We start from the raw sequence: 24,262 nt of genomic DNA, 5'->3' as shown, positions 1-24,262 counted from the left end.
CGAGTGATCATGCGGGCCCTTCTCGGCGGTACTGCCGGCCGGCTGCCGGCCTGCTGCCGGCCGACTGCCAACCGACTGCTGGCCAGCTGCCAACCGACTGCTAGCCGGCCATGTTGTCGGCCAGTTCCTCGCTGAGGTCGAGGTTCGACTCGGTGCCCGGGATGCCGAGGTCCTGGGCCCGCTTGTCGGCCATGGCCAGCAGGCGGCGGATCCGGCCGGCGACCGCGTCCTTGGTCAGCGGCGGGTCCGCGAGCGCGCCGAGCTCCTCCAGGGAGGCCTGCTTGTGCTCCATGCGCAGCCGGCCGGCCGCGGCGAGGTGCTCGGGGACCTCCTCGCCGAGGATCTCCAGCGCACGCTGCACACGGGCTCCGGCGGCCACCGCGGCCCGCGCCGAGCGGCGCAGGTTGGCGTCGTCGAAGTTGGCCAGGCGGTTGGCGGTGGCGCGCACCTCGCGCCGCATCCGCCGCTCCTCCCACGCAAGCACCGATTCGTGGGCGCCGAGGCGGGTCAGCAGGGCGCCGATCGCGTCGCCGTCGCGGACCACGACCCGGTCGACTCCGCGCACCTCGCGCGCCTTGGCGGCGATGGAGAGCCGACGGGCGGCGCCCACCAGGGCCAGGGCGGCCTCCGGACCGGGGCAGGTGACCTCCAGCGAGGAGGACCGGCCCGGCTCGGTCAGCGAGCCGTGGGCCAGGAAGGCGCCGCGCCAGGCCGCCTCGGCGTCGCAGGTGGCCCCGGAGACCACCTGCGGGGGAAGACCCCGGATGGGGCGGCCGCGGCCGTCCACGAGGCCGGTCTGGCGGGCCAGCTGGTCACCGCCGGCCACGACCCGGACGACGTACCGGCTGCCGCGGCGCAGTCCGCCGGGCGCCATCACCACCAGGTCCGAGGAGTGGCCGAAGATCTCCAGGATGTCCTTGCGCAGGCGCCGGGCAGCGATCCCGGTGTCCAGCTCCGCCTCGATGACGATGCGGCCGCTCACCAGGTGGAGGCCGCCCGCGAACCGAAGGATCGCCGAGACCTCCGCCTTCCTGCAGCAGGTCCGGGTGACGGGGAGGCGGGAGATCTCATCCTTCACCGCGGGCGTCATCGCCATGGGCCGATCCTTCCATGCATCCGAAAAATACGGTCGTACGCGGCGGCCAGCAGCTCCGGATCGTGCTTCGGAGAGCCGTCCTGTCTGGCGACCGGCGCCAGCTCGACCGCGGCACCGAACCGTTTTGCGGCATCGGCCAGGGACTCGCGGTCGGGCACGGCGGCCTCGTCGGCCAACACCACGTCCAGGGCGAGTTTAGGGGCGTGTCGGGCCAAAACCTCCAAATGACGCTGCGGAGAGAACCCCTCTGTTTCGCCGGGCTGCGGCGCGAGGTTCAGCGAGAGGACCCGTCGGGCCTTCGTCTCGATGAGCGCGTCGAGCAGTTCCGGCACCAGCAGGTGCGGGATCACGGACGAGAACCAGGAGCCGGGGCCGAGCACCACCCAGTCGGCGTCCAGGACCGCGGCGACGGCCTCGGGCACGGCCGGCGGGTCGCTGGGCACCACCTGTACGGAGAGCACCTCGCCGGGGGTGAGGGCCACCGTGGCCTGCCCCCGGACGGTGTCCACGTCCTCCGGGCGCGCCGGATCGTGCCCCTTGACCATGGCCTGGAGCTCCAGTGGCACCGCCGACATCGGCAGTACCCGGCCCTGCGCGCCGAGCAGCTTGCCGACCAGGTCGAGGGCCTGGACGGGGTCGCCGAGCTGTTCCCACAGGGCGACGATCAGCAGATTGCCGACCGCGTGTTCGTGCAGGTCGCCGGCGGACTGGAAGCGGTGCTGGATGACACGGGCCCAGGTCTGGCCCCAGTCGTCGTCCCCGCACAGCGCGGCCAGCGCCTTGCGCAGGTCGCCGGGCGGCAGCACGCCGAGCTCCTCGCGGAGCCGGCCGCTGGAGCCGCCGTCGTCGGCGACGGTGACCACGGCGGTGAGGTCACCGGTGATGCGGCGCAGGGCGGTGAGGGAGGCCGAGAGGCCCTGTCCACCGCCGAGCGCCACCACCTTGGGGGTGGCGCCGCGGCGCCGGCCGGCGCGGCTGCCGCCGTCCTCGCCCCGCCCGGGGGCGAGCCGGCGAAGACGGCGCAGCCGCAGGGTGCGTCCGGTCACTCGCGCCCCATGTCCCGGTGGACGACGACGGTCTCTACTCCCTCGGAGGCGAGGCGGGCGGCGAGCTTCTCGGACATGGCCACACTGCGGTGCTTACCGCCGGTGCAGCCGACCGCGATGGTCACGTAGCGCTTGCCTTCGCGGCGGTAGCCGGTGGCGATGAGCTGAAGCAGCTCGGTGTAGCGGTCGAGGAACTCCTTGGCGCCGGGCTGGCTGAAGACGTAGCCCGACACCTCGGGGTTGAGCCCGGTGAAGGGGCGCAGCTCCGGGACCCAGTGCGGGTTGGGGATGAAGCGGCAGTCGACGACGAGGTCGGCGTCGACGGGAAGGCCGTACTTGTATCCGAAGGACATCACGGTGGCCCGCAGCTCGGGCTCCTCGTCGCCCGCGAACTGGGCGTCCATCTTGGCGCGCAGCTCGTGCACGTTCAGGCTGGAGGTGTCGATCACCAGGTCGGCGTCGCCGCGCAGCTCGCGCAGCAGGTCCCGCTCGGCGGCGATGCCGTCGACGATGCGGCCGTCGCCCTGGAGCGGGTGCGGGCGGCGGACCGACTCGAAGCGGCGGACCAGCGCGTCGTCGGAAGACTCCAGGAAGACGATGCGGCGGGTGACGCCGCGGGCTTCCAGGTCGGCGAGGGACTCGCGCAGCGCGTCGAAGAACTGGCGGCCGCGGACGTCGACGACGACGGCGATGCGCGCCACATTGCCCTGCGAGCGGGCGCCCAGCTCCACCATGGTGGGGATCAGGGCTGGGGGCAGGTTGTCGACGACGAACCAGCCGAGGTCCTCCAGGCACTTGGCCGCCGTGCTGCGGCCGGCTCCTGACATGCCGGAGATGATCACCAGCTCGGGGATGGCCGCCTCGGCGGCCTCGCCGGGCTCCACTGTCGTGGGCGTACTCACCTGTGCTCCGTCTCGGTCGTGCGCGGTCTCGTGCTCGGTCATTGCTCGGTCCCCCGTTCGGACGATGTCCCCCAGCTACCGCTGGGAGGAACCCCCACCCGCGGGGCGGGGGTCTCATCCTCAATGATCTCTCCTGTCGCCGTGTTGACGGCAGGAACGGCGGGGACCGACTGGGCGAGGACCGCGGCCACGGTCTCGGCCGTCTTGCGGCCTATGCCGGGGACCTCGCAGATCTGGTCGATTGTCGCCTGTCTCAGCTTCTTCACCGAACCGAAGTGCTTGATCAGGGCCTGCCTGCGGCTCTCGCCGAGCCCGGGCACCTCGTCCAGCGGGCCGGTCCTGAGCCGCTTGCCGCGCTTGTTGCGCTGGTACTGGATGGCGAAGCGGTGGGCTTCGTCACGGACGCGCTGGAGCAGGTAGAGGCCCTCGCTGCTACGGGGCAGCACGACCGGGTCGTCGTCCCCGGGCAGCCAGACCTCCTCCAGCCGCTTGGCCAGGCCGCATACGGCCACATCGTCGACGCCGAGCTCTTCCAGGGCCCGCTTGGCGGCGGCCACCTGAGGCCGGCCGCCGTCGACCACGACGAGCTGCGGCGGGTACGCGAAGCGCTTCGGGCGCCCGTCATCCTCTTCGGGGCCCTCGCCGTCCTCGGGGGACCACTCCCCCGTCTTCAGCTTCTCCTGGAGGTAGCGGCGGAAGCGCCGGGAGACGACCTCGTGCATGGAGCGGACGTCGTCCTGCCCCTCGAAGGATTTGATCTGGAAGCGCCGGTACTCACTCTTGCGCGCCAGCCCGTCCTCGAAAACGACCATGGACGCGACGACGTCCTCACCCTGGAGGTGCGAGATGTCGAAGCACTCGATGCGCAGCGGGGCACTGTCCAGGTCCAGCGCCTCGGCGATCTCCTCAAGGGCCCGGGAGCGGGTGGTGAGGTCGCTGGCGCGCTTGGTCTTGTGCAGGGCCAGGGACTGCTGGGCGTTGCGGTGGACGGTCTCCATCAGGGCCTTCTTGTCCCCGCGCTGCGGAATGCGCAGGCTCACCTGGGCGCCGCGCCGTTCGGCGAGCCACAGCGCCAGCGCGGCGGCGTCGTCGGGGAGCGCCGGGACGAGCACCTCCTTGGGGACCGCCTCGCCCTTCTCCTCCCCGTACAGCTGCTGGAGGGCGTGCTCGACGAGGCCGGCCGTGTCGACGGCCTCGACCTTGTCGGTGACCCAGCCGCGCTGGCCGCGGACCCGGCCGCCGCGTACGTGGAAGATCTGCACGGCGGCTTCGAGCTCGTCCTCGGCGACCGCGATCAGGTCGGCGTCGGTGGCGTCGGCGAGCACGACCGCGTTCTTCTCCATGGCGCGGCGCAGCGCCCCTATGTCGTCGCGCAGCCGGGCGGCCTTCTCGTACTCCATCTCCTCGGCGGCCTCGTGCATCTCCTTCTCCAGGCGGGAGAGGTAGGTGCCGGTGCGGCCGGCCATGAAGTCGCAGAAGTCCTCGGCCAGTTCGCGGTGCTCCTCGGGGGTGACCCGGCCGACGCAGGGGGCGGAGCACTTGCCGATGTAGCCGAGCAGGCAGGGGCGGCCGATCTGGGCGGAGCGCTTGAACACCCCGGCGGAGCAGGTGCGGACGGGGAAGACCCGGAGCATGAGGTCCACGGTCTCGCGGATGGCCCAGGCGTGCCCGTACGGCCCGAAGTAGCGCACGCCCTTCTTCTTGGGCCCCCGCATGACCTGGACCCGGGGGTACTCCTCATTGAGGGTGACGGCGAGGGAGGGATAACTCTTGTCGTCCCGGTACTTGACGTTGTACCGGGGGTCGAACTCCTTGATCCAGGAGTACTCCAGCTGGAGCGCCTCGACCTCGGTGGAGACGACGGTCCACTCGACGGAGGCGGCCGTGGTCACCATCGTGGCGGTACGGGGGTGCAGGCTCGCGACGTCCTGGAAGTAGTTGGCCAGGCGTTGGCGCAGGCTCTTGGCCTTCCCGACGTAGATCACCCGACGGTGTTCGTCGCGGAACTTGTAGACGCCCGGGGAGTCAGGAATCTGTCCCGGCTTGGGGCGGTAGCTGGAAGGGTCGGCCATGCCATCCACCCTACTTGCGGCCACCGACAACCCGCCCGCACCGGGCTGCCCGGCCTTTCAGCCCCGCCGGCGCTTGAGGCGGGGGTCGGGGGCGGGGCCCGGGTGGGGGTCCCCCGGACGGAGTCCGGGGGAGGTGGAAGGGCGGGAGGGGCATCGCCGCCCGCGGGGCCCGGCCGCCTGGCGGACGGCCGGGCCCGGGTGGCTACACCCGCACCACCCTGCGCCGCCGCACCGCCAGCACTCCGACGGCTCCTACGGCGAGCGTGCCCGCCACCGCACCGGCCCCGAGGGCCGTCGGCCCGTCGGCGGCGGCACCGGCCTCGTAGCCCCCCGCCTTACCGGCCTCCGCATAGGCGGAACCCGGCAGCTTGTCCCCGTACGCCGTGGCGACCCTGGCCCGGTAGGCGGTCAGCGAGGTGCCCCGCTCGCCCACCGCCCGCACCGCGTCCTCGTCCAGCGGCAGCACCCGCGCCCCCTGGGCCACGTACCACGCGTCGATCTGTGGCTCCCGGAACACCGTGCCTCCCGGCAGCTTGGCCGCGCCCAGCTGCGCGTAGCGGAACTCGTCGTCGCCGGTGGCGATGTTCACCACCTCCCACCCCGCCTCCGTCCTGGCGGTCCACAGCGCGGCCTGCTGCCCGTCCGAGGAGACCGCCTTGCTGGCGAGGAACTCCAGGCGGGCCACGGACGCCCCGGCCCGGCCCGCCACGAAGTCCGGCGAGAGGTAGTGGACGGGTATCGCCTCGCCCTCGACGCGCGGCCTGGCGGCGGCCGCCGAGACCTTCCCCTCGCGGGCGAAGAACCGGGAGAGGGTGGCCATGGTCCCGGGCGCGGCGGCGGCCCGCGCGGCCTCCGCCTTGGTCTCGGCGGTGGCCGACTGGGGCTGCGGCACGGGCGCCGCGGAGGCCTGCGGGGCCAGGGCGGCCAGCAGGGCGGTCGCGGCGAGGAAACCGGCGGCGGTGGCGGCACGCATGGTCATGGCGGTCACGCCCCGATCCGGTAGAGGGAGTGGGTCCAGGAGAAGGTGCTGTTGTCCACGTACCAGGCGTGCGAGGCCCAGTTGTAGCGGTCGCTGGAGGGCCAGGGGTCGCCCCAGTAGACCCAGCTGTTGGCGGTGTCGTAGCCGTAGAGGACGTGCATGTGGCCGCCGCCGTTGGACCACTGGATCCGGGTCTCGACCGGGCGGTCGGCGTTGATCTCGCTCTGGACGGTCGAATAGCGGAGCCAGCCGGTGACGTAGGAGCCGGAGTTGATGCCGGCCCAGTCCAGGGCGGTCTGGACGTTGCCGAGCGTGGCCTGGTTGTTGGGGCAGTCGTAGCCCTGCTGGCGGTTGAAGGCGGCGTTGCAGAACTGGTTCTGGGTGTAGTTGCGACCGAACCAAGTGGCGATGGTGTTGCCGCTCGCGGCCCAGCACCAGTTGGTCTTCTGCTGCGCCTGCATGGTGATGTCCAGGCGCTTGTACGACAGGGCGGAATCGGTGCCGGCATCGGCGGCGGTGGCGGTGCCGGTGGGCAGGGCTAAGAGCACGGCGGTGACGACGGCGGCGAGGGAAAGCCGCCGGTTTCGGATGGTGCGCATCGCGTTCCTCCCGTGTGGGGGTCCCCCCGGCGAGGCCAGGGGGAGCATGGGGATGGAGGAGCGCGTCCGGACGCTGAGGGGAGCATCAGGGTGTTGTCGCGATCAGGTCAACACGCTTCAATACGCGGTGACATTGCAGTGTGAACGGTGGGGCCGCGATGTGAACGGCAGCCGTCCTGTCACCTGGGTCCCGGGCGCCACCGGTGGGACCTCCCGTCCCATGGCGCGTGAACGTTCACATGAGGAGTCGCCATGCGGTCGAGCCGGGACAGCACCCGAGAGCTGCTGCAACTGCTGCGTGCCGGGCCCTTCCACGTCGCGCTGCGCGCCGCGCTCGACGCCCGCGGCCTGCCCCTGCACCGCGTGCAGCACCGGCTCGCGGCCCGCGGCATCAAGCTCGGGGTGACCAGCCTCAGCTACTGGCAGCAGGGCGCCCGGCGGCCGCGCCGCCCCGAGTCCCTGAAGGCCGTACGCGCCCTGGAGCAGATCCTGGAGCTGCCCGAGGGCACACTGTTGCGACTGCTGGCACCGGAGGGCGGCGGCGGGCCCGAACCGCTCCGCCCGCCGGCCCGCTCGTACCGGGCGCTGATCAGCGTGGGCGCGGCCGTGGAGGAGCTGCTGGCCGACATGGAACTGCCCTGCGACGGCGGCCTGCACACCGTCGGCCACCACGAGCGGGTGCGCATCGGGGCGGCCGGCGAGCTGCTGGACCGCGCTTCGCAGCACGTCGTACGGGCGCACCGCGACGGGGTCGACCGCTACCTCGCCGTCCACCACGGCGATCCCGGGTGCGACCCGGCCCGGATCCGGGTGCGGGCGGACGAGAACTGCCGGACCGGGCGCGTCCGGTGGCACCGGGAGGCCGGGGTGGTGGTCGCCGAGCTGCTGTTCGACGCCAGGCTGCGCGCGGGGGACACGTACGTCTTCGGCTACGGCTTCGAGGACGGCACGGGCGGCCGCAGCACCGAGTACGTCCGGGGCTTCAGTTACACCGGCGGGCAGTACATGCTCCAGGTCCGCTTCGACGAGGCGGCCCTGCCGGTGCGCTGCCGGCGGTTCAGCCGGAGCCGGCCGGGCGCCCCGCGCAGCGGGCTGGCCGACCTCACCCCGAGCGGGCGCCACCGGGCCGTGCACCTGGTGGAGCCGGGGGTGCGGCGCGGGATCCTGGGGATCGGGTGGGACTGGAACTAGGGGGTGTCCGGCCGATCATGGCCGGGCCTGATCCGCCGGACACCCCCTAGGACCGGCGCCTTCGGGCTAACCCGCGATGAGCTTTCCGCCCTCGGCCTTGACCTGGACGGCGGCCAGCGGGGCGGTGGCCGGGCCGCGCAGCACCTTGCCGGTGGTGACGTCGAAGCGGCTGCCGTGGCAGGGGCAGTTGCCCTCACCCTTGTCGATCTTGTCCAGGACGCAGCCGGCGTGCGTGCACTTGGCGCTGAACGCCTTGTACTGGCCCTCCGCCGGGCAGCTGACGACCACCCGCTGCTCCCGGAACAGCTTCGCGCCGCCGACCGGGACATCGGCCACGGCACCCAGCTCAACCGGCGCGTCCGGCACCGCCGGGGCGGCCGCGCCCCTGGCGGGCTCGGGGGAGCAGGCCGCGAGGGTCAGACCGGTTCCGGCGGCCCCGGCGAGCGCGGCGGCGCCCTTGAGCACGGTACGGCGGGCGGCGGACTGCGACGCGGACATGCGGTTCTCCTGGATCATGGGCGGGAGCGGGGCGGGCGGCCCACCCGACGTCTGGGCGGAGCCGGGGGACGGAGCCCACCCGACGATACCGCCGCCCGATGGGGTACCTTCCCCCGCGTGATCGTCGTCGGTGGAGAAGCCCTGATCGACCTGGTGCCGCTGGCGCAGCCGCCGGGCGCGCTGCTGCCCCGGCCGGGCGGCGGACCGTACAACACGGCGCTCGCGCTGGGCCGGCTCGGCGCGGAGGTCGCCTTCTGCTCCCGGGTCTCCACGGACGGCCTCGGCGAGAGCCTCCTTTCCGGGCTGCGGGCGGCGGGCGTGGACCTGTCGCTGGTCCAGCGCGGGCCGGAGCCGACCACGCTCGCCGTGCCCTCGCTGGCCCCGGACGGTTCGGCGGCGTACGGCTTCTACGTCGAGGGCACGGCGGACCGGCTGTTCACCCTGCCGCCAGCACTGCCGGACGGCGTACGCGCCCTCGCGCTCGGCACCTGCTCCCTTCTGCTGGAGCCGGGGGCGAGCGCCTACGAGGCCCTGCTGCGCCGGGAGTCACAGCGCGGGCTGCTGACCCTGCTCGACCCCAACATCCGGCCGGCCCTGATAGCGGACCCGGCGTTGTACCGGGCCCGGTTCCTGGGCTGGCTGCCGTACGTCTCCGTGCTCAAGCTGTCCGAGGAGGACGCGGCCTGGCTGGGCGGGCGGGTGAGCGACTGGCTGGCGGCGGGACCGTCGGCGGTGGTGCTCACCCGGGGAGCGGGGGGTCTGACGGTGTGGACCCGGGAGGGCGCGGAGCACTCGGCGCCCTCGCACCGGATCTCGGTGGTGGACACGATCGGCGCGGGCGACACGGTCAACGCGGCGCTGCTGCACCGGCTGTCGGGGATGGCGGGACAGCCCGTGGACTGGCCCGGCGTCCTGGCCTACGCCGCCCACGCGGCCGCGCTGACGTGCACCCGGGCCGGCGCGGAGCCCCCGTACGCGGCCGAGCTCAGCGGATAGCGGCCCAGAGGGTCCTGGCGACGGCCGGGGCGAACTCCTCGACGGGCTGGACCACTTCCTCGCCGGAGAAGTGCAGGAAGAACGCCCGCTGGAAGCAGGCGCCGAGCAGCAGGGAGGCGGCGGCCCGGGGGTCGGCGTCGGGGCGGAGCCGGCCGCGGTCGAGCTCGCGGCGCAGATGGTCGCTCACCGCCTCCAGTACGACGTGCGGGCCGATGCCGATCTCCCGCACGCCCTCCCGGTGGCGGGCGAGCAGGGCGGGCTCCGCGAAGAGCGAGGCGGCCATGGGCATGGCGTCGGCGTAGAACAGCGCGGCGTGCCGGGCGACGACGGTCAGCCCCTCCTCGACCGGGCGCTCGCCCGGATCCGCGGTCAGCGCGGCCATCAGGGGGCCCGCGTTGGGGGTGCGCTCCATCAGCACGCGCACGAACAGCTCTTCCTTGTTCGCAAAATGTTTGTAGAGCGCGGCCTCCGAGCAGCCGGCCTCGCGGGCGATGGCCTTGGTGGTCGTGTTGGCGAGGCCGATGGTGCGCATGAGGCCCTCGGCGGCGTCCAGCAGTCGCTCGGGGGTGGGCCTGCTTGACTTTGGGGTGAGCATTCACTCACCCTAGTGGAAAACGTGGTGAGTAAACACTCACCCACCCCTCCGGTTCGGGAGCTGCGGATGAAACTCACGGTGTTCGGAGCCACGGGCGGCGTCGGCCGCGAGGTCGTCCGGCAGGCGCTGGAGGCGGGTCACGAAGTGACCGCGGTCGTCCGCGACCCGGCCCGGCTGGGCGTGCCGGAGCACCAGCGCCTCCATGTGGCGGTGGTGGCCGACCTGACGGACCCGGACGCACTGGTGCCCGTACTGACGGGCCGGGAGGCGGTGATCTCGGCCCTGGGTTCGGCCAACAATAAGCAGGCCCGGCTCAGCCCGGTCACCAGTCCGGCGGTACGGTCCATCCTCGTGGCGATGGACCTGGCGGGAGTGAGCCGTCTGTCGGCGGTGAGCGCGGCCCCGGTCGGCCCGGATGTGCCGGGGGACGGCGTGGTGGCCCGGAAGATCTTCCTCCCCCTGCTGCGGCGGGTGCTGCGCGACCTGTACGCGGACCTGGCGGTCATGGAGGCGCTGATCAGGGCGAGCCGGACGCAGTGGACGGTGATCCGCCCGCCCAAGCTGTTGAACAAGCCGCGCACCGGGACGTACCGGCGCGCGATCGACGCCAATGTCCCGGCCGGGCGGTTCATCGCCCGTGCGGACGTCGCGGACGCGCTGCTGACGTCCCTGAGCGACCCGTCGACGACGGGCCACGCGGTGGGCGTGGCCGCCTGACCCTGCGGGGCTTGCGGCCGGCCCAGGTGCGGGTGCCTGCGGGGCTGGTCCCCTACCCGCCCTTCGCCCGTTCCCCGGGCCCTGCCCGGACCCGCGCCTCAAACGCCGGCGGGGCTGTTTCCAGCCCCGCCGGCGTTTGTCACCGTCACCGGCAGCGGCTACGCCTTGCGGGACCGCGTTGCCGTCTTCTTGGCCGGGGCCGCAGCCTTCTTCGCCGCCACCGTCTTCCTGGCGGCAGCCTTCCTGGCCGGGGCGGCGGCGGTCGGCCCGGCGTCGGAGACCCGCTCCGCCCCCAGGATGTCCCGCAGGAACTTGCCCGTGTGGCTCGCGCCCACCGACGCGACCTGCTCCGGGGTGCCCTCGGCGACGACGAGGCCTCCCCCGTATCCGCCCTCGGGCCCCATGTCGATGACCCAGTCCGCGGTCTTGATGACGTCCAGGTTGTGCTCGATGACGATCACCGAGTTCCCCTTGTCCACCAGCCCCGACAGCACCTTGATCAGCTTCGAGATGTCCTCGAAGTGCAGACCCGTGGTCGGCTCGTCCAGGACGTAGACCGTCCGCCCCGTCGAACGCTTCTGCAGCTCGGAGGCGAGCTTCACGCGCTGCGCCTCACCACCCGACAGCGTGGGCGCCGACTGGCCGAGCCGGACGTATCCCAGCCCCACCTCGTTCAGCGTCCGCAGGTGCCTGGCGATCGTCGGCACCGCCTCGAAGAAGTCCAGCGCCTCCTCGATCGGCATGTTCAGGACTTCCGCGATGGACTTGCCCTTGTAGTGGACCTCCAGCGTCTCCCGGTTGTACCGGGCGCCGTGGCACACCTCGCACGGGACGTACACGTCCGGCAGGAAGTTCATCTCGATCTTGATCGTGCCGTCGCCGGAGCAGTTCTCGCACCTGCCGCCCTTCACGTTGAAGGAGAAGCGGCCCGGCAGATAGCCGCGCACCTTCGCCTCCATCGTCTCCGCGAACAGCCTGCGCACGTGGTCGAAGACACCCGTGTACGTCGCCGGATTCGACCTCGGCGTCCGCCCGATCGGCGACTGGTCGACATGCACGACCTTGTCGACCAGGTCGTCCCCGTCCACCCGCGTGTGCCGGCCCGGCACCGACCGGGCGCCGTTCAGCTCGCGCGCCAAGTGCGTGTAGAGGATGTCGTTGACCAGCGTGGACTTGCCCGATCCGGACACGCCCGTCACCGCGGTGAGCACACCCAGCGGGAAGGACACGTCGATGTCCTGCAGGTTGTTCTCCTTGGCGCCGTGGACCGTCAGCCTCCGGTCCCCGTTCACGGGGCGCCGTACATCCGGCACCGTGATGGACCGCTTGCCGGACAGGTACTGCCCCGTCACCGACTCGGTGTTCTTCAGCAGCTCCTTCAGCGAACCGCTGTGCACCACCTTGCCGCCGTGCTCGCCGGCGCCCGGGCCGATGTCCACGACCCAGTCGGCCACCTTGATGGTGTCCTCGTCGTGCTCGACGACGATCAGGGTGTTGCCCATGTCCCGCAGCCGCACCAGCGTCTCGATCAGCCGGTGGTTGTCCCGCTGGTGCAGGCCGATGGAGGGCTCGTCCAGTACGTACAGCACGCCGACCAGGCCGGAGCCGATCTGCGTGGCCAGCCGGATGCGCTGGGCCTCGCCGCCCGAGAGGGTGCCGGCGGCGCGGTTCAGCGAGAGGTAGTCCAGGCCGACGTCCACGAGGAAGCGGAGCCGCTCGTTGACCTCCTTCAGGACCCGCTCGGCGATCTTCTTGTCGCGGGCGTCCAGCTTCATCCGGCCCAGGAAGTCGGCGCACTCGCTGATCGACATCGCGGCGACCTCGGCGATGGACTTCTCCATCACCGTGACCGCGAGCACGATCGGCTTGAGCCGGGAGCCCTCACAGGTGGGGCAGGGCACCTCGCGCATGTAGCCCTCGAAGCGCTCCCGGCTCGCGTCGCTCTCGGACTCCGCGTGCCGCCGCTTGACGAACGGCACGGCGCCCTCGAAGGCCGTCGTGTACGCCCGCTCGCGCCCGTACCGGTTGCGGTAGCGGACCTCGATCTGCGTCTTGTGCCCGTACAGCAGGGCCTTCTTCGCGCGCGCCGGCAGCCCGGCCCACGGGATGTCCGTCCGGAAGCCCAGCTCGCCGGCGAGCGCGCCGATCAGACGCTGGAAGTAGTCCTTGGTGTGGCCGAGCGACCACGGCGAGACCGCGCCCTCGTCCAGGGACCTGTCCTCGTCGGGAATGATCAGTTCCGGGTCTACCTCCATGCGCGTACCGATACCGGTGCACTCGGGGCAGGCGCCGAAGGGCGAGTTGAAGGAGAAGGAGCGCGGCTCCAGCTCCTCGAAGGACAGGTCGTCGTACGGGCAGTAGAGGTGCTCGGAGTACATCCGCTCACGCTCGGGGTCGTCCTCGGCGAGGTCGACGAAGTCCAGGATCACCATGCCGCCGGAGAGGCCGAGCGCGGTCTCCACCGAGTCCGTGAGCCGGCGCTTGGCGCTGTCCTTGACGGTGAGGCGGTCGATGACCACCTCGATGGTGTGCTTCTCCTGCTTCTTCAGCGTGGGCGGCTCGGAGAGCTGGACGGTCTCCCCGTCCACCCGCGCCCGGCTGTATCCCTTGGTCTGGAGGTCGGAGAAGAGGTCGACGAACTCGCCCTTGCGCTCGCGCACCAGCGGCGAGAGCACCTGGAAGCGGCTGCCCTCGGGGAGCGCGAGCACCTTGTCGACGATCGCCTGCGGCGACTGCCGCGAGATCGGGCGGCGGCACTCGGGGCAGTGCGGCTTGCCGATGCGCGCGAAGAGGAGGCGGAGGTAGTCGTAGACCTCGGTGATGGTGCCCACGGTGGAGCGCGGGTTGCGCGAGGTGGACTTCTGGTCGATCGAGACGGCCGGGGAGAGGCCCTCGATGAAGTCGACATCGGGCTTGTCCATCTGCCCGAGGAACTGGCGGGCGTACGACGAGAGCGACTCGACGTAGCGGCGCTGGCCCTCGGCGAAGATCGTGTCGAAGGCCAGGGAGGACTTGCCCGACCCGGAGAGTCCGGTGAAGACGATGAGTGAGTCGCGGGGCAGGTCGAGCGAGACATTCTTGAGGTTGTGCTCGCGAGCGCCACGAACGATGAGACGGTCGGTCACGCCGGTCCGCACCTTTCTTGAGAGAGCGGGGGCACGGGCCCTTGTCCCAGGGTATGGGGGGCGCCTCTGCGATGGGGATGGAGAGTGGACTTCCGAGCGTATAGCACGCGCATTCGATTTACGGCACACCCGAGACCGCTTCACCCGATCGTGTGGCCGGGGCCTTGTGCGCACTAGGCTCGGACCCATGACTGATCATGTGCACGACCTGCGATCTGTACGTGAAGCCACCGACCGACTGCTCACCGCGGTCGCGAAAGTGGACAACGCCACCCTGGCCGAGGAGTCACACCTCCCCGGCTGGACCCGCGGGCACATCCTGGCCCACCTGGCGCGCAACGCGGACGCCCTCGTCAACGTCTTCGAGGGCCGGCCCATGTACGAGAGCGCCGCCGCCCGCGACGCGGACATCGAGCGCGACGCCCCGCGCCCGCTGGAGGTCCAGCTCGCCGACGTACGCGAGACCAGCGAGCGCTTCCTGGCCCAGGGCGAGGTGGACCAGGACTGGTCCCGCACCGTGGAGCTGCGCAACGGCGTCACCGACCTCGCCTCGAACGTGCCGTTCCGCCGGCTCGTCGAGGTGGAGCTGCACCACGTCGACCTGAACATCGGCTACACGCTCGGCGACCTCCCCGAGGAGTTCGCCCGCCGCGAGATCGCCTTCCTCGCCGACCGCTGGGCCGGGCGTCCGGAAGTACCGCCGGTCACGCTGAGGACGCATCACGACGACAGCGTCTGGAAGACCGGTTCGACCGAGGGTGACCCCGTGACCCTCAGCGGGCCGCTGAGCGAGCTCCTGGGCTGGCTGGCGGGCCGCGAGCTCAAGGGAGCCCACCTGTCCGTCGAAGGCGGCCCCCTGCCCGCCCTCCCCCCGCTCTAGGATCAAGCCATGACGTACAGCGGAGCGGTCAAGGTCGGCGGTCCTGCCGACGTGCATGAACTCGCGGACCTGATGATTTCCAAGGTCGCGGTGGGCTCGATGAACAACAACGCCTACCTGCTGCGCTGCCGGGCCACCGGCGAGCAGCTGCTGATCGACGCGGCCGCCGAGGCGGCAACGCTGCTGAGCCTGATCGGCGACGACGGCATCGCGTCCGTCGTCACCACCCACCGGCACGGCGACCACTGGGGCGCGCTCCAGGCCGTGGTCGAGGCGACCGGCGCGCGGACCTACGCGGGCGCCTACGACGCCGAGGGCATCCCGGTGGCGACCGACGTCCCCGTCGCGGACGGGGACACGATCCAGGTCGGACGGGTCACCCTGACCGCCCGCCACCTGGTCGGGCACACCCCCGGCTCGATCGCCCTGATCTACGACGACCCGCACGGGCACCCGCACGTGTTCACCGGTGACTGCCTCTTCCCGGGCGGTGTCGGCAACACCTCGGGCGACTCGAAGGCCTTCGTCCAGCTCATCGACGATGTCCAGCACAAGCTCTTCGAGCAGCTGCCGGACGAGGCCTGGGTCTACCCGGGCCACGGCAACGACACCACGCTCGGCGCCGAGCGGCCGTATCTGGCCGAGTGGCGCGAGCGCGGCTGGTAGTCCCGGTCGGTCCCGGTCAACTCCGCGAAGGAGTGCACTCCTTCCGGTCGTTGACGGCCGAACGCACGTCCTGAGGTTGTGGGGCGGGGTAATTGCTGCACCATGCAACAAGACCCCTCCCCCTCCTCCCCCGTGAACTCCCCTGTGCACTCCCCCTCGATGCTGCGGCTCGCCTCGGCCTCGCTCGCCGGCACCGCCATCGAGTTCTACGACTTCTTCGTCTACGGCACGGCCGCCGCCCTGGTGCTCGGCCCGCTCTTCTTCCCGTCCTTCTCCCCGCTCGCGGGAACACTCGCCGCCTTCGGCACCTTCGGCGTCGGCTTCCTCGCCCGCCCCCTGGGCTCGGCCCTCTTCGGCCACATCGGCGACCGCTACGGGCGGCGCCCGGTGCTGCTCGCCTCGCTGCTGCTCACCGGCCTGGCCACGGTGGCGGTGGGCTGCGTGCCCTCGTACGCCACGCTCGGCATCGCCGCCCCCGTCCTGCTGCTCCTGCTGCGGTTCCTCCAGGGGCTCGGCCTCGGCGGCGAGTGGGGCGGCGCGGTGCTGCTGACCGCCGAGCACGCCCCGGAGGAGCGGCGCGGGCTGTGGTCGAGCTTCCCCCAGATCGGCCCGTCGGTGGGCTTCCTGCTGGCCAACGGGCCGATGCTGGCGCTGTCCGCCACCCTCACCGACGCGCAGTTCACGTCCTGGGGCTGGCGGGTTCCGTTCTGGGCGGCCGGGCTGCTGGCGCTGGCCGGGCTGTGGCTGCGGCGATCGGTCGAGGAGACCCCTGAGTTCCGCGCGCTCGCCGAGACCGGCCGGCGCTCGGAGGCACCGCTGACCGAGGTGTTCCGCGGGCACTGGCGGCTGCTCCTGCTGACCGGCGGAGCCCTCGCGGTCGGGTACGCCGTCTTCTACGCGGCCACCACCTGGTCCCTCGCGTACGCGACGGAACATCTGAACGTGGGCCGCACCGCGATGCTGGCCTGCATCATGACGGCGGTGGCGGTCATGGGCCTGGTGACCCCTCTGATGGCGGTGCTCGGCGACCGCTGGGGCCGGCGGCCCCTGTGCCTGGCCGGCGCCGCGGCCTGCGCCCTGTGGATGTTCCCCTTCGTGGCGCTGCTGCGCACGGCGGACCCGCTGCTGATGACGCTGGGCTGCCTCGGCGGACTGCTGGGCATGATCACGATGTTCGCGGTGGTGGGCGCGTACCTCCCGGAGCTGTACGCCCCGCGGATCCGCTGCACGGGCGCGGCCGTCGGGTACAACCTCGGCGGGGTGCTGGGCGGGGCGCTGACTCCGATCGTGGCGACGGCGCTGGCGGACGGCTCCGGCCCGCCGTGGCGTGTCGCGGTGTACCTGACGGCGATCGCCCTGGTCAGCCTGGGCTGCTTCGCCCTGCTGCCGGAGACGAATCCGATGGTCGTCCGGGCGCGCGGCGCGAGCGCGAGCCCCGGTACGGGTACGGGAACGGGGGCGGCCGAAGCGGCCGCCCCCGCGTAGCCCCGCAGGACCCTCGCGTACGGCGCGTCCTACGTGTCCTACGCGTCGATGCTCGCCGGGCGGGCGGCGGTCTCGGCCGCCGCCTGCTTCTTCGAGGCCATAAGGCTCGTGATGGTGGTGATCACCAGGACGCCGCAGATGACACCCAGGGAGACCGGGATGGAGATCTGCGGGACGTGCACCCCCGACTCGTGCAGGGCGTGCAGCACCAGCTTGACGCCGATGAACCCCAGGATGACGGACAGGCCGTAGCTGAGGTGGACCAGCTTCTTGAGCAGGCCGCCGATGAGGAAGTACAGCTGGCGCAGGCCCATCAGGGCGAAGGCGTTGGCGGTGAAGACGATGTACGGGTCCTGGGTGAGGCCGAAGATCGCCGGGATCGAGTCCAGGGCGAACAGCACGTCGGTGGTTCCGATGGCGAGCATGACGACCATCAGCGGGGTCAGGACGCGCTTGCCGTTGTTCCGGATGAAGAGCTTGGTGCCGTGGTACCTGTCGGCGACGCCGAACTTCTTCTCGATCGACTTGAGGAGGCGGTTCTCCTCGAACTCGTCCTCGCCGTCGGCCCCTTCGTCCTTGCGGGCCTCCTGGATCAGCTTCCACGCGGTGTAGATCAGGAACGCGCCGAAGATGAAGAAGACCCAGGCGAACGTGGTGATGATCGCGGCGCCGGCCGCGATGAAGATCGCGCGGAGCACGAGGGCGATCAGCACACCCACGAGCAGCACGCGCTGCTGGAGGTGGGAGGGCACCGAGAACTTCGCCATGATCAGGACGAAGACGAAGAGGTTGTCCACGCTCAGGGACTTCTCGGTGATGAAGCCGGCGAAGAACTCCTGGGAGGCCTGGCCGTTGCCGAAGAACAGCAGGCCGAGGCCGAAGAGCGCGGCGAGGACGATCCAGACGACCGTCCAGATGCCGGCTTCCTTCATGGAAACGTCATGGGGCTTGCGGCCGATGAGGAAATCGGCGCCGATGAGGATGCCCAGACCGAGAACGGTCAGCACCCAGAGGGTCAACGAAACATCCATTACTTGCAGCCTCCGGCAGATGGCTCAGCACATCGTCAGCGTCATCGCTGCCGGAGGTCTCTTCCACCCGGACGGCCTGGAGGCCGGGGGCCGGCGCCCCGGGACCGATCACGGTCCGTATTGACGGGTACGCCGAAGCAGGAATGCAGGAGTACTCCCCTCCGCGCTCATCAGGGTACCCGCGAAGGCCGGATTGGGTAAAGGGAATCCCAAAGAATGGTCAGCGACAGGTCACCAACTGGTCATCGACCGGTCTGTGACCCACCCCCCGGTCACGGCCGGGTGCCGCCCCGGGCCGCCGTGATCCGCTCCAGCGCCTGGTCGAGGACCTGGCTGCCCTGCGGGGGCAGGTCCGGCTCGAAGGTCCAGGCATGGCCGACCCAGGGATCGGCGAGGTGGTTGTCCGGGACCGGCGAGAGCCGCATCAGCGAGCGCCACAGCGGGTCGAGCAGCGGCCCGTACGCCGAGGCCTCGTCACGGTCCGCGACCATCAGCAGGTGCACGCCGACCGACGGTCCCTCGTCGGCGAGATACCGCAGCTGGGTGACGGCACGGTCGTCGAACCCGTGCGGGAAGTCGTGCACGAGCAGCAGCTGCTCGGCCGTGTCCACATCCGGCGGCAGGTCCTCCGGGGCCCCGGCGCGCAGCGCCATCTGTACGAGGTCCACCCGCCGGGTCAGCTCGGCCAGCGTCCGGGTGACCCCGGCGGCCCCGGCGGCGGGCGGCCCGGCCAGTACCCCGGACCGGACGAGCGGGGCCAGCGAGGCGCCCCCGGCGCCGGCCGCGTCGATGACGCGCACGGAGAACCGGTCGCCGGGGTGGACCGCGAGCAGCCGGACGGCATGCGCGACGGCCATGTCCATGGCGGCCCGGCGCAGCCGGTCGGTGTCCATGGCCATGGCGGCCTCGGAGCCGGTGCGGCCGTTGTCGATCCAGAGGCCGCGCTCCAGCGGGACCCGCATCAGCATCGGGATGCGCAGCCCGGGCCGCTCGGGCAGGTGCAGGTCCCCCAGGCGCAGGGCCAGCGGATTCTCCTCGGGCAGACCGGTCGACGGGCCGCCGTGCCAGACGGGGTTGTCCCAGCGGGCGTACGCGGCCGGCAGCGCGGGCTCGACCACCTCGGACTCGGCGACCAGCTGGGCGAGGTCCCGGTCGAGGACGGCCTGGGCCTGGGCGACGAGCTCGTCACGGCGGGCCCTGGCGGTGTCACGGGCGGCGTCGCCGGAGCCCCCGAGCCGGTTGCGGGGGTCGGACAGGGCCTCGTCGAGCTCGCGGTCCATCCGGGAGTCGGCGAAGTCGACGGCGCTGCGGTAGGCGGCGACCGTGCGGGCCAGGTCCTCGAACATGCCCCAGACCTGGTTGTACAGCCGCTCCTCCAGGGACCAGCCGCTGGCGTCCCCGGCGACGGGGCGCGGCGGCTCGCCGGGCTGCGCGGGCTCGGCGGGACGCGGGGCCGGCTCGGGCGGCTCGGTGCTTGCCCGGCGGCGGCGCGGGTGTGCGTAGTTCACGGTGGGCGGGCCACCGGCGCTGTCGGCGGGCGCCGGGCCCGGCGTACCGGCGTACGGGACCCCCGACACGGGGATCGGAGCCGGCGGCTCCGGCGCGGGCGGGGCGGGGACGGCCGGTGCGCCCGGGTCGCTGCCCGGGGCGCCGTCCTGCGGCGCCCGCAGGCCCCGCGGCACCGTGGGGGCGGTCCCGGTCGGCATGGCCGCGCGGGTGATGTCGCCCGGGGCCGCCACGTCCAGGGCAGCCGCGGCCAGCTCGGTGGCCGCGGAGGCGGCCAGCCCCGCGTCCGCCAGCAGGGCGCCGAGCCCGTCGGCGTACCCCTGGCCCACCGCGCGGACCTTCCACGCGCCCTGGCGCCGGTACAGCTCCACGGCCACGACAGCGGTCTCGGACTCCAGCCCGGTCAGCGTGTACCCGACGAGCTCGGCGCCCTCCGGTTCGGCCACCGCCACGTAGGACGCGGGGACCGCGCCGAAGCGCTCCGGGCCGCCGGGCGGCAGGACGAGGACCACGCCGACCCGGTGCACGGCCGGTCCGACCGCGTCGAGGTCGACGGCGATCCGGTGCTGACCGGCCACCGCCCCCGGCACCTCCAGCCCCGGCAGGGCCCGGGCACCGGGGTGGGCCACCGCTCCAGGACCCGCCAGCCGGCCCTCGTCGTCGGCGGTGGAGGCCAGGGCCAGCACGGGCGTGCCCGCCGAAACCCTGATCTCCACCCGGCTCTGGGACAGGGGGTGGTTCTGCCCCCGGACCAGTTCGGCCGTCATCGTGCAGCCCTCCCCCGTGCCCTTGTGCTGTTGTTCCGTGCTTCTTACAGGTGCGTTGCTACTTACAGGCGCGTTGCGTCTTACAGGTGCGGCAGGATCGCCGGCATCAGGTCCTGGAAGGTCCGGCCGTTGGCCGGGTTGCCGAGGGCCGTCATCTGCCAGCCGGCGCCGGAGCGGGACACCTTCGCCATGATCTGCGCGGTGTACTGGCCGCCGCCGTCCAGGGTGTAGCGGGCCAGCTCCTGGCCGTTGGTCTCGTCGACGATGCGGCAGAACGCGTTCTGCACCTCCTGGAACGTCTGGCCGGTGAACGAGTTCACCGTGAAGACGATCTGGTCGATGTGCACCGGCACGCGCTGGAGGTCGACGAGGATCGCCTCGTCGTCCCCGCCCTGCCCGACACCGCCGACGAGGTTGTCACCGGTGTGCCGGACCGAGCCGTCGTCGCTCTGGAGGTGCCGGAAGAACACGACGTCCACGGGCTGCTTGTCGGCGAAGAGAACCGCCGACGCGTCCAGGTCGATCTCCCGGGTCCGCGAGCCGAACAGCCCACGCCGCTTCGCCGCCTGCCAGCCGAGGCCCATCCGGACCGCGGTCAGCGTGCCCCCGTCCGCCTTCTGCAGACTGATGGCCTGACCCTTGGTCATGTTGACCGTCACGCGCTGTCCCCTCTCCATAGCCACCCTCAGGCAGCGTGTGCCTGTGGCTGTGGCCCCACACTACTGACCGCCTCCTGGTCAGGCGAGGCCCGCTTCCCTCATCTGCCGAAGCTCCTTCTTCAACTCGCTCACCTCGTCCCGGATCCGGGCCGCGACCTCGAATTGCAGCTCGGCCGCGGCGCCCCGCATCCGTTCGGTCATCTGCTCGATCAGCGCGGCCAGTTCCTCGGCCGGCCGGTCCGTGAGCACCTCGACGGCCTTGGCACCCTTGGCCCCCTTGGCGGCCTTGGCGCCCCTGCCGCCCGCCTTGCCGTGGGCCGCCGCGCCGTGGGCCGCCGTGCCGCCGAGGCCGAGGGCGGGCACCGGCGCCTTGGCGCCCTTGCCGTCCTTCCCCTGCCGGTACCCGGTCCCGAGCAGCTCCTCGGTGTCCAGCTCCTCGCGGGCGATGGTGGCGACGATGTCGTTGATCTTCTTGCGCAGCGGCTGCGGGTCGATCCCGTTGGCCGTGTTGTACGCGATCTGCTTCTCCCGGCGCCGGTTGGTCTCGTCGATGGCCTTCTCCATCGCCGGGGTCATCTTGTCCGCGTACATGTGGACCTGGCCGGAGACGTTGCGCGCCGCGCGGCCGATGGTCTGGATCAGGGAGGTCCCGGAGCGCAGGAAGCCCTCCTTGTCGGCGTCGAGGATCGCCACCAGCGACACCTCGGGCAGGTCGAGGCCCTCGCGCAGCAGGTTGATGCCGACCAGGACGTCGTACTCGCCCGCCCGCAGCTCGCGCAGCAGCTCGATGCGGCGCAGGGTGTCCACGTCGCTGTGCAGGTAGCGGACCTGGATGCCGAGCTCCAGGAAGTAGTCCGTGAGGTCCTCGGCCATCTTCTTGGTCAGGGTGGTGACCAGGACCCGCTCGTCCTTCTCGGTGCGCTGCCGGATCTCGTGCACCAGGTCGTCGATCTGACCCTCGGTCGGCTTGACCACCACTTCGGGGTCGATGAGGCCGGTGGGGCGGATGATCTGCTCGACGAAGCCCTTGCCGCGCGAGAGCTCGTACTTTCCGGGGGTGGCCGACAGGTAGACGGTCTGACCGATCCGCTCCTGGAACTCCTCCCACTTCAGCGGCCGGTTGTCGAGCGCCGACGGCAGCCGGAAGCCGTGGTCGACCAGGGTCCGCTTGCGCGAGGCGTCGCCCTCGTACATCGCGCCGATCTGCGGGACGGTGACGTGCGACTCGTCGATGACTAGGAGGAAGTCCTCGGGGAAGTAGTCGATGAGGGTGTTGGGCGCGGAGCCCCGCTCACGGTCGTCCATGTGCAGCGAGTAGTTCTCGATACCGGAGCAGGAGCCGATCTGACGCATCATCTCCAGGTCGTACGTGGTGCGCATGCGCAGCCGCTGCGCCTCCAGCATCTTGCCCTGCTTCTCCAGCTCGGCCAGGCGTTCGGCGAGCTCGGCCTCGATGCCGCGGACCGCCTTCTCCATGCGCTCGGGGCCGGCGACGTAGTGGCTGGCGGGGAAGACGTACAGCTCGCGGTCCTCGCTGATGACCTCGCCGGTCAGCGGGTGCAGGGTGGAGAGGGCCTCGATCTCGTCGCCGAACATCTCGATGCGGACGGCCAGTTCCTCGTAGACGGGGAAGATCTCGATGGTGTCGCCGCGCACCCGGAAGGTGCCCCGGGTGAAGGCCACGTCGTTGCGGGTGTACTGGATGTCGACGAAGCGGCGCAGCAGCTGGTCCCGGTCGATCTCCTCGCCGACCTTGAGGGAGACCATCCGGTCGACGTACTCCTGCGGGGTGCCGAGGCCGTAGATGCAGGACACGGAGGCGACGACGATGACGTCGCGCCGGGTCAGCAGCGAGTTGGTCGCGGAGTGGCGCAGCCGCTCCACCTCCTCGTTGACCGAGGAGTCCTTCTCGATGTACGTGTCCGACTGCGGAACGTAGGCCTCGGGCTGGTAGTAGTCGTAGTACGAGACGAAGTACTCGACGGCGTTGTTCGGCAGGAGCTCGCGGAACTCGTTGGCCAGCTGGGCGGCGAGGGTTTTGTTCGGCGCCATCACCAGGGTGGGGCGCTGGAGCTTCTCGATCATCCAGGCCGTGGTGGCCGACTTGCCTGTGCCGGTCGCGCCCAGCAGGACGACGTCCTTCTCACCTGCACGGATGCGCTTCTCCAGCTCGGCGATGGCCGTCGGCTGGTCGCCGCTGGGCTGGTAGGAGCTGACGACCTCGAAAGGCGCCACCGTGCGTTCGATCTTCGATACGGGCCGCATGACTCAACCGTACGACCCCCCACTGACACGCACGTCTCCTCGCGCGCCCTCGCGGGGCTCCGGCGGCTCCCGCTGGTCCGGGGGGCGGGGCGAATTTCCTCCTTTCCGGTCCGTTTGTCGTAGTTCGGTGGCGTCTCGGTGATCTTCAACCGCATGATCGCCGTATAGGTCCCGCTGTGAACCGCATCGCCACAACGTCTGTCGTTCCGCCCCCGTCTGACGCAGGAACAGGGTTCCCGACCCGAGGAGAACGCACATGTACGTCCGACCCGCCGCCGCGGCCGCCGCCGCGTTCCTGGGATTCACCCTCACCGTGCTGGGCGGGACGGCCTCCTCGGCCGCCACCGGTCCCGCCTCCGGTCCCGCCACCGGTCCTGGCGCCGGTTCTGGCGCCCTCCCCTGGCTCTCGACCCCCGTCGTGTACGCCCACCGGGGGGCTTCGGCGTACGCGCCGGAGAACACGCTCGAATCGATCGACCTCGCGATGCGGCTCGGTTTCGACTGGGTCGAGAACGACGTCCAGCGCACCAAGGACGGCGAGCTGGTGGTGATCCACGACGACACCCTGTCCCGTACGACCGATGTCGAGCAGGTCTTCCCGAACCGCTCGCCCTGGCGGGTCAAGGACTTCACGGCGGCGGAGATCGCCCGGCTGGACGCGGGCAGCTGGTTCGACGAGGAGTTCACGGGCGCGCGGGTGCCGACCCTGCGGCAGTACCTCGCCCGGGTACAGATGAACCGGCAGCGGCTGCTCCTGGAGATCAAGAAGCCCGAGCTCTACCCGGGGATCGAGGAGCAGACCCTCGACGTGCTGGACGCGGCCGGCTGGCTCGATGAGCGGCACGTGGCGCGCAGGCTGGTGGTGCAGAGCTTCAGCGCCGACTCCGTCCGCGTCGTACACAGCCTGCGCCCGGACCTGGTGACGGCCTTCCTGGGTACGCCCACGGTGGCCGATCTGCCGCGGTACGCAGCCTTCACCGACCGGATCAACCCGTGGCACACCACGATCTCGGCCGACTGGGTGGCGGCGGTGCACCGCACTTCGGGCGCCCACGGCAAGGCCATGGAGGTGGACACCTGGATCGTGGACGACCCGGCGACCGCCCGGAAGGTGCAGGACATGGGGGTGGACGGCATCATTTCCAACGCCCCCGATGTCGTACGGGAGGCGGTTGGCGGGTTCTGAC

Annotated in this window: 20 protein-coding genes; 7 read left to right on the top strand and 13 right to left on the bottom strand. The window is 71.6% G+C overall.

The genetic code is table 11. The annotated features are described in order from the left end of the window. Nucleotides 1-100 precede the first annotated feature (100 nt). The 6 genes from whiA to J7I97_RS00280 all read right to left on the bottom strand — a co-directional run bounded on the left by whiA (nt 101) and on the right by J7I97_RS00280 (nt 6,694). Complete coding sequence (gene whiA, locus J7I97_RS00305; RefSeq protein ID WP_037792880.1) at nt 101-1,096, bottom strand: DNA-binding protein WhiA; 996 nt, start codon at nt 1,094-1,096, stop codon at nt 101-103. Next, complete coding sequence (gene yvcK, locus J7I97_RS00300) at nt 1,087-2,142, bottom strand: uridine diphosphate-N-acetylglucosamine-binding protein YvcK (protein WP_214930271.1); 1,056 nt, start codon at nt 2,140-2,142, stop codon at nt 1,087-1,089. The genes whiA and yvcK overlap by 10 nt, the downstream gene beginning before the upstream one ends. After that, entirely contained in the window at nt 2,139-3,086 is a 948-nt protein-coding gene (gene rapZ, locus J7I97_RS00295; protein ID WP_214930270.1) for an RNase adapter RapZ, read from the bottom strand. The genes yvcK and rapZ overlap by 4 nt, the downstream gene beginning before the upstream one ends. After that, a complete protein-coding gene (gene uvrC, locus J7I97_RS00290; protein WP_214930269.1) occupies nt 3,083-5,116 on the bottom strand; it encodes an excinuclease ABC subunit UvrC in 2,034 nt (677 codons plus the stop codon). The genes rapZ and uvrC overlap by 4 nt, the downstream gene beginning before the upstream one ends. Before the next feature lie 202 nt (nt 5,117-5,318). After that, a complete protein-coding gene (locus tag J7I97_RS00285; protein ID WP_374103612.1) occupies nt 5,319-6,104 on the bottom strand; it encodes a hypothetical protein in 786 nt (261 codons plus the stop codon). Then, the gene (locus J7I97_RS00280) at nt 6,101-6,694 is read right to left on the bottom strand and encodes a papain-like cysteine protease family protein (protein WP_214930268.1); all 594 of its coding nucleotides are present in this window, start codon (nt 6,692-6,694) and stop codon (nt 6,101-6,103) included. The genes J7I97_RS00285 and J7I97_RS00280 overlap by 4 nt, the downstream gene beginning before the upstream one ends. A 252-nt stretch (nt 6,695-6,946) precedes the next feature. Between J7I97_RS00280 and J7I97_RS00275 the strand changes: the two genes are divergently transcribed. Beyond that, nucleotides 6,947-7,885 carry a hypothetical protein gene (locus tag J7I97_RS00275; RefSeq protein WP_214930267.1) on the top strand — a complete coding sequence of 313 codons (939 nt, stop codon included), beginning with the start codon at nt 6,947-6,949 and terminating at the stop codon, nt 7,883-7,885. 66 nt (nt 7,886-7,951) lie between these two features. Here the strand turns inward: J7I97_RS00275 and J7I97_RS00270 are convergent, their stop codons facing one another. Continuing rightward, complete coding sequence (locus J7I97_RS00270) at nt 7,952-8,383, bottom strand: Rieske (2Fe-2S) protein (RefSeq protein WP_214930266.1); 432 nt, start codon at nt 8,381-8,383, stop codon at nt 7,952-7,954. 117 nt (nt 8,384-8,500) lie between these two features. Between J7I97_RS00270 and J7I97_RS00265 the strand changes: the two genes are divergently transcribed. Then, nucleotides 8,501-9,379, top strand: coding sequence for a carbohydrate kinase (locus tag J7I97_RS00265; protein WP_214930265.1), 879 nt, complete (start codon nt 8,501-8,503; stop codon nt 9,377-9,379). Here the strand turns inward: J7I97_RS00265 and J7I97_RS00260 are convergent. Continuing rightward, nucleotides 9,369-9,974, bottom strand: coding sequence for a TetR/AcrR family transcriptional regulator (locus J7I97_RS00260; protein WP_214930264.1), 606 nt, complete (start codon nt 9,972-9,974; stop codon nt 9,369-9,371). The genes J7I97_RS00265 and J7I97_RS00260 overlap by 11 nt on opposite strands. Nucleotides 9,975-10,040: 66 nt before the next feature. Between J7I97_RS00260 and J7I97_RS00255 the strand changes: the two genes are divergently transcribed. Beyond that, nucleotides 10,041-10,691: an NAD(P)-dependent oxidoreductase gene (locus tag J7I97_RS00255; protein ID WP_214930263.1), complete on the top strand. Its 651-nt coding sequence runs from the start codon at nt 10,041-10,043 to the stop codon at nt 10,689-10,691. 158 nt (nt 10,692-10,849) lie between these two features. On the opposite strand, the gene uvrA is transcribed toward J7I97_RS00255, so the two are convergent. After that, entirely contained in the window at nt 10,850-13,816 is a 2,967-nt protein-coding gene (gene uvrA / locus J7I97_RS00250; RefSeq protein WP_214930262.1) for an excinuclease ABC subunit UvrA, read from the bottom strand. 187 nt (nt 13,817-14,003) lie between these two features. Here uvrA and J7I97_RS00245 point away from each other — a divergent pair, with 187 nt between their 5' ends. The 3 genes from J7I97_RS00245 (at nt 14,004) to J7I97_RS00235 (ending at nt 16,847) form a co-directional block, all read left to right on the top strand. Continuing rightward, the gene (locus J7I97_RS00245) at nt 14,004-14,696 is read left to right on the top strand and encodes a maleylpyruvate isomerase family mycothiol-dependent enzyme (protein WP_214930261.1); all 693 of its coding nucleotides are present in this window, start codon (nt 14,004-14,006) and stop codon (nt 14,694-14,696) included. 9 nt (nt 14,697-14,705) lie between these two features. Beyond that, nucleotides 14,706-15,362 (top strand): MBL fold metallo-hydrolase, encoded by a 657-nt coding sequence (locus J7I97_RS00240; RefSeq protein ID WP_214930260.1) that lies wholly within the window; start codon nt 14,706-14,708, stop codon nt 15,360-15,362. A gap of 159 nt (nt 15,363-15,521) precedes the next feature. Then, nucleotides 15,522-16,847, top strand: a complete 1,326-nt coding sequence (locus J7I97_RS00235; protein WP_214930300.1) for an MFS transporter — start codon at nt 15,522-15,524, stop codon at nt 16,845-16,847. Nucleotides 16,848-16,885: 38 nt separating this feature from the next. Here J7I97_RS00235 and J7I97_RS00230 read toward each other — a convergent pair whose 3' ends face one another. The 4 genes from J7I97_RS00230 to uvrB all read right to left on the bottom strand — a co-directional run bounded on the left by J7I97_RS00230 (nt 16,886) and on the right by uvrB (nt 23,075). Then, nucleotides 16,886-17,878 carry a TerC/Alx family metal homeostasis membrane protein gene (locus J7I97_RS00230; protein WP_214930259.1) on the bottom strand — a complete coding sequence of 331 codons (993 nt, stop codon included), beginning with the start codon at nt 17,876-17,878 and terminating at the stop codon, nt 16,886-16,888. Nucleotides 17,879-18,150: 272 nt separating this feature from the next. After that, nucleotides 18,151-20,151, bottom strand: a complete 2,001-nt coding sequence (locus J7I97_RS00225) for a TerD family protein (RefSeq protein ID WP_214930258.1) — start codon at nt 20,149-20,151, stop codon at nt 18,151-18,153. An 80-nt stretch (nt 20,152-20,231) separates the two neighbouring features. Continuing rightward, nucleotides 20,232-20,810: a TerD family protein gene (locus tag J7I97_RS00220; protein ID WP_030010820.1), complete on the bottom strand. Its 579-nt coding sequence runs from the start codon at nt 20,808-20,810 to the stop codon at nt 20,232-20,234. Between the two features lie 78 nt (nt 20,811-20,888). Beyond that, nucleotides 20,889-23,075, bottom strand: coding sequence for an excinuclease ABC subunit UvrB (uvrB, locus tag J7I97_RS00215; RefSeq protein WP_214930257.1), 2,187 nt, complete (start codon nt 23,073-23,075; stop codon nt 20,889-20,891). A gap of 256 nt (nt 23,076-23,331) precedes the next feature. Between uvrB and J7I97_RS00210 the strand changes: the two genes are divergently transcribed. After that, the gene (locus J7I97_RS00210; protein ID WP_214930256.1) at nt 23,332-24,261 is read left to right on the top strand and encodes a glycerophosphodiester phosphodiesterase family protein; all 930 of its coding nucleotides are present in this window, start codon (nt 23,332-23,334) and stop codon (nt 24,259-24,261) included. Nucleotide 24,262: the final 1 nt, after the last annotated feature.

Origin of the sequence: Streptomyces sp. ISL-87 (genome assembly GCF_018614095.1) — a bacterium.
Lineage (GTDB): Bacteria > Actinomycetota > Actinomycetes > Streptomycetales > Streptomycetaceae > Streptomyces.
The sequence above is the reverse complement of the archived record's forward strand: the minus strand, read 5'-3'. Positions and strand labels throughout refer to the sequence as shown.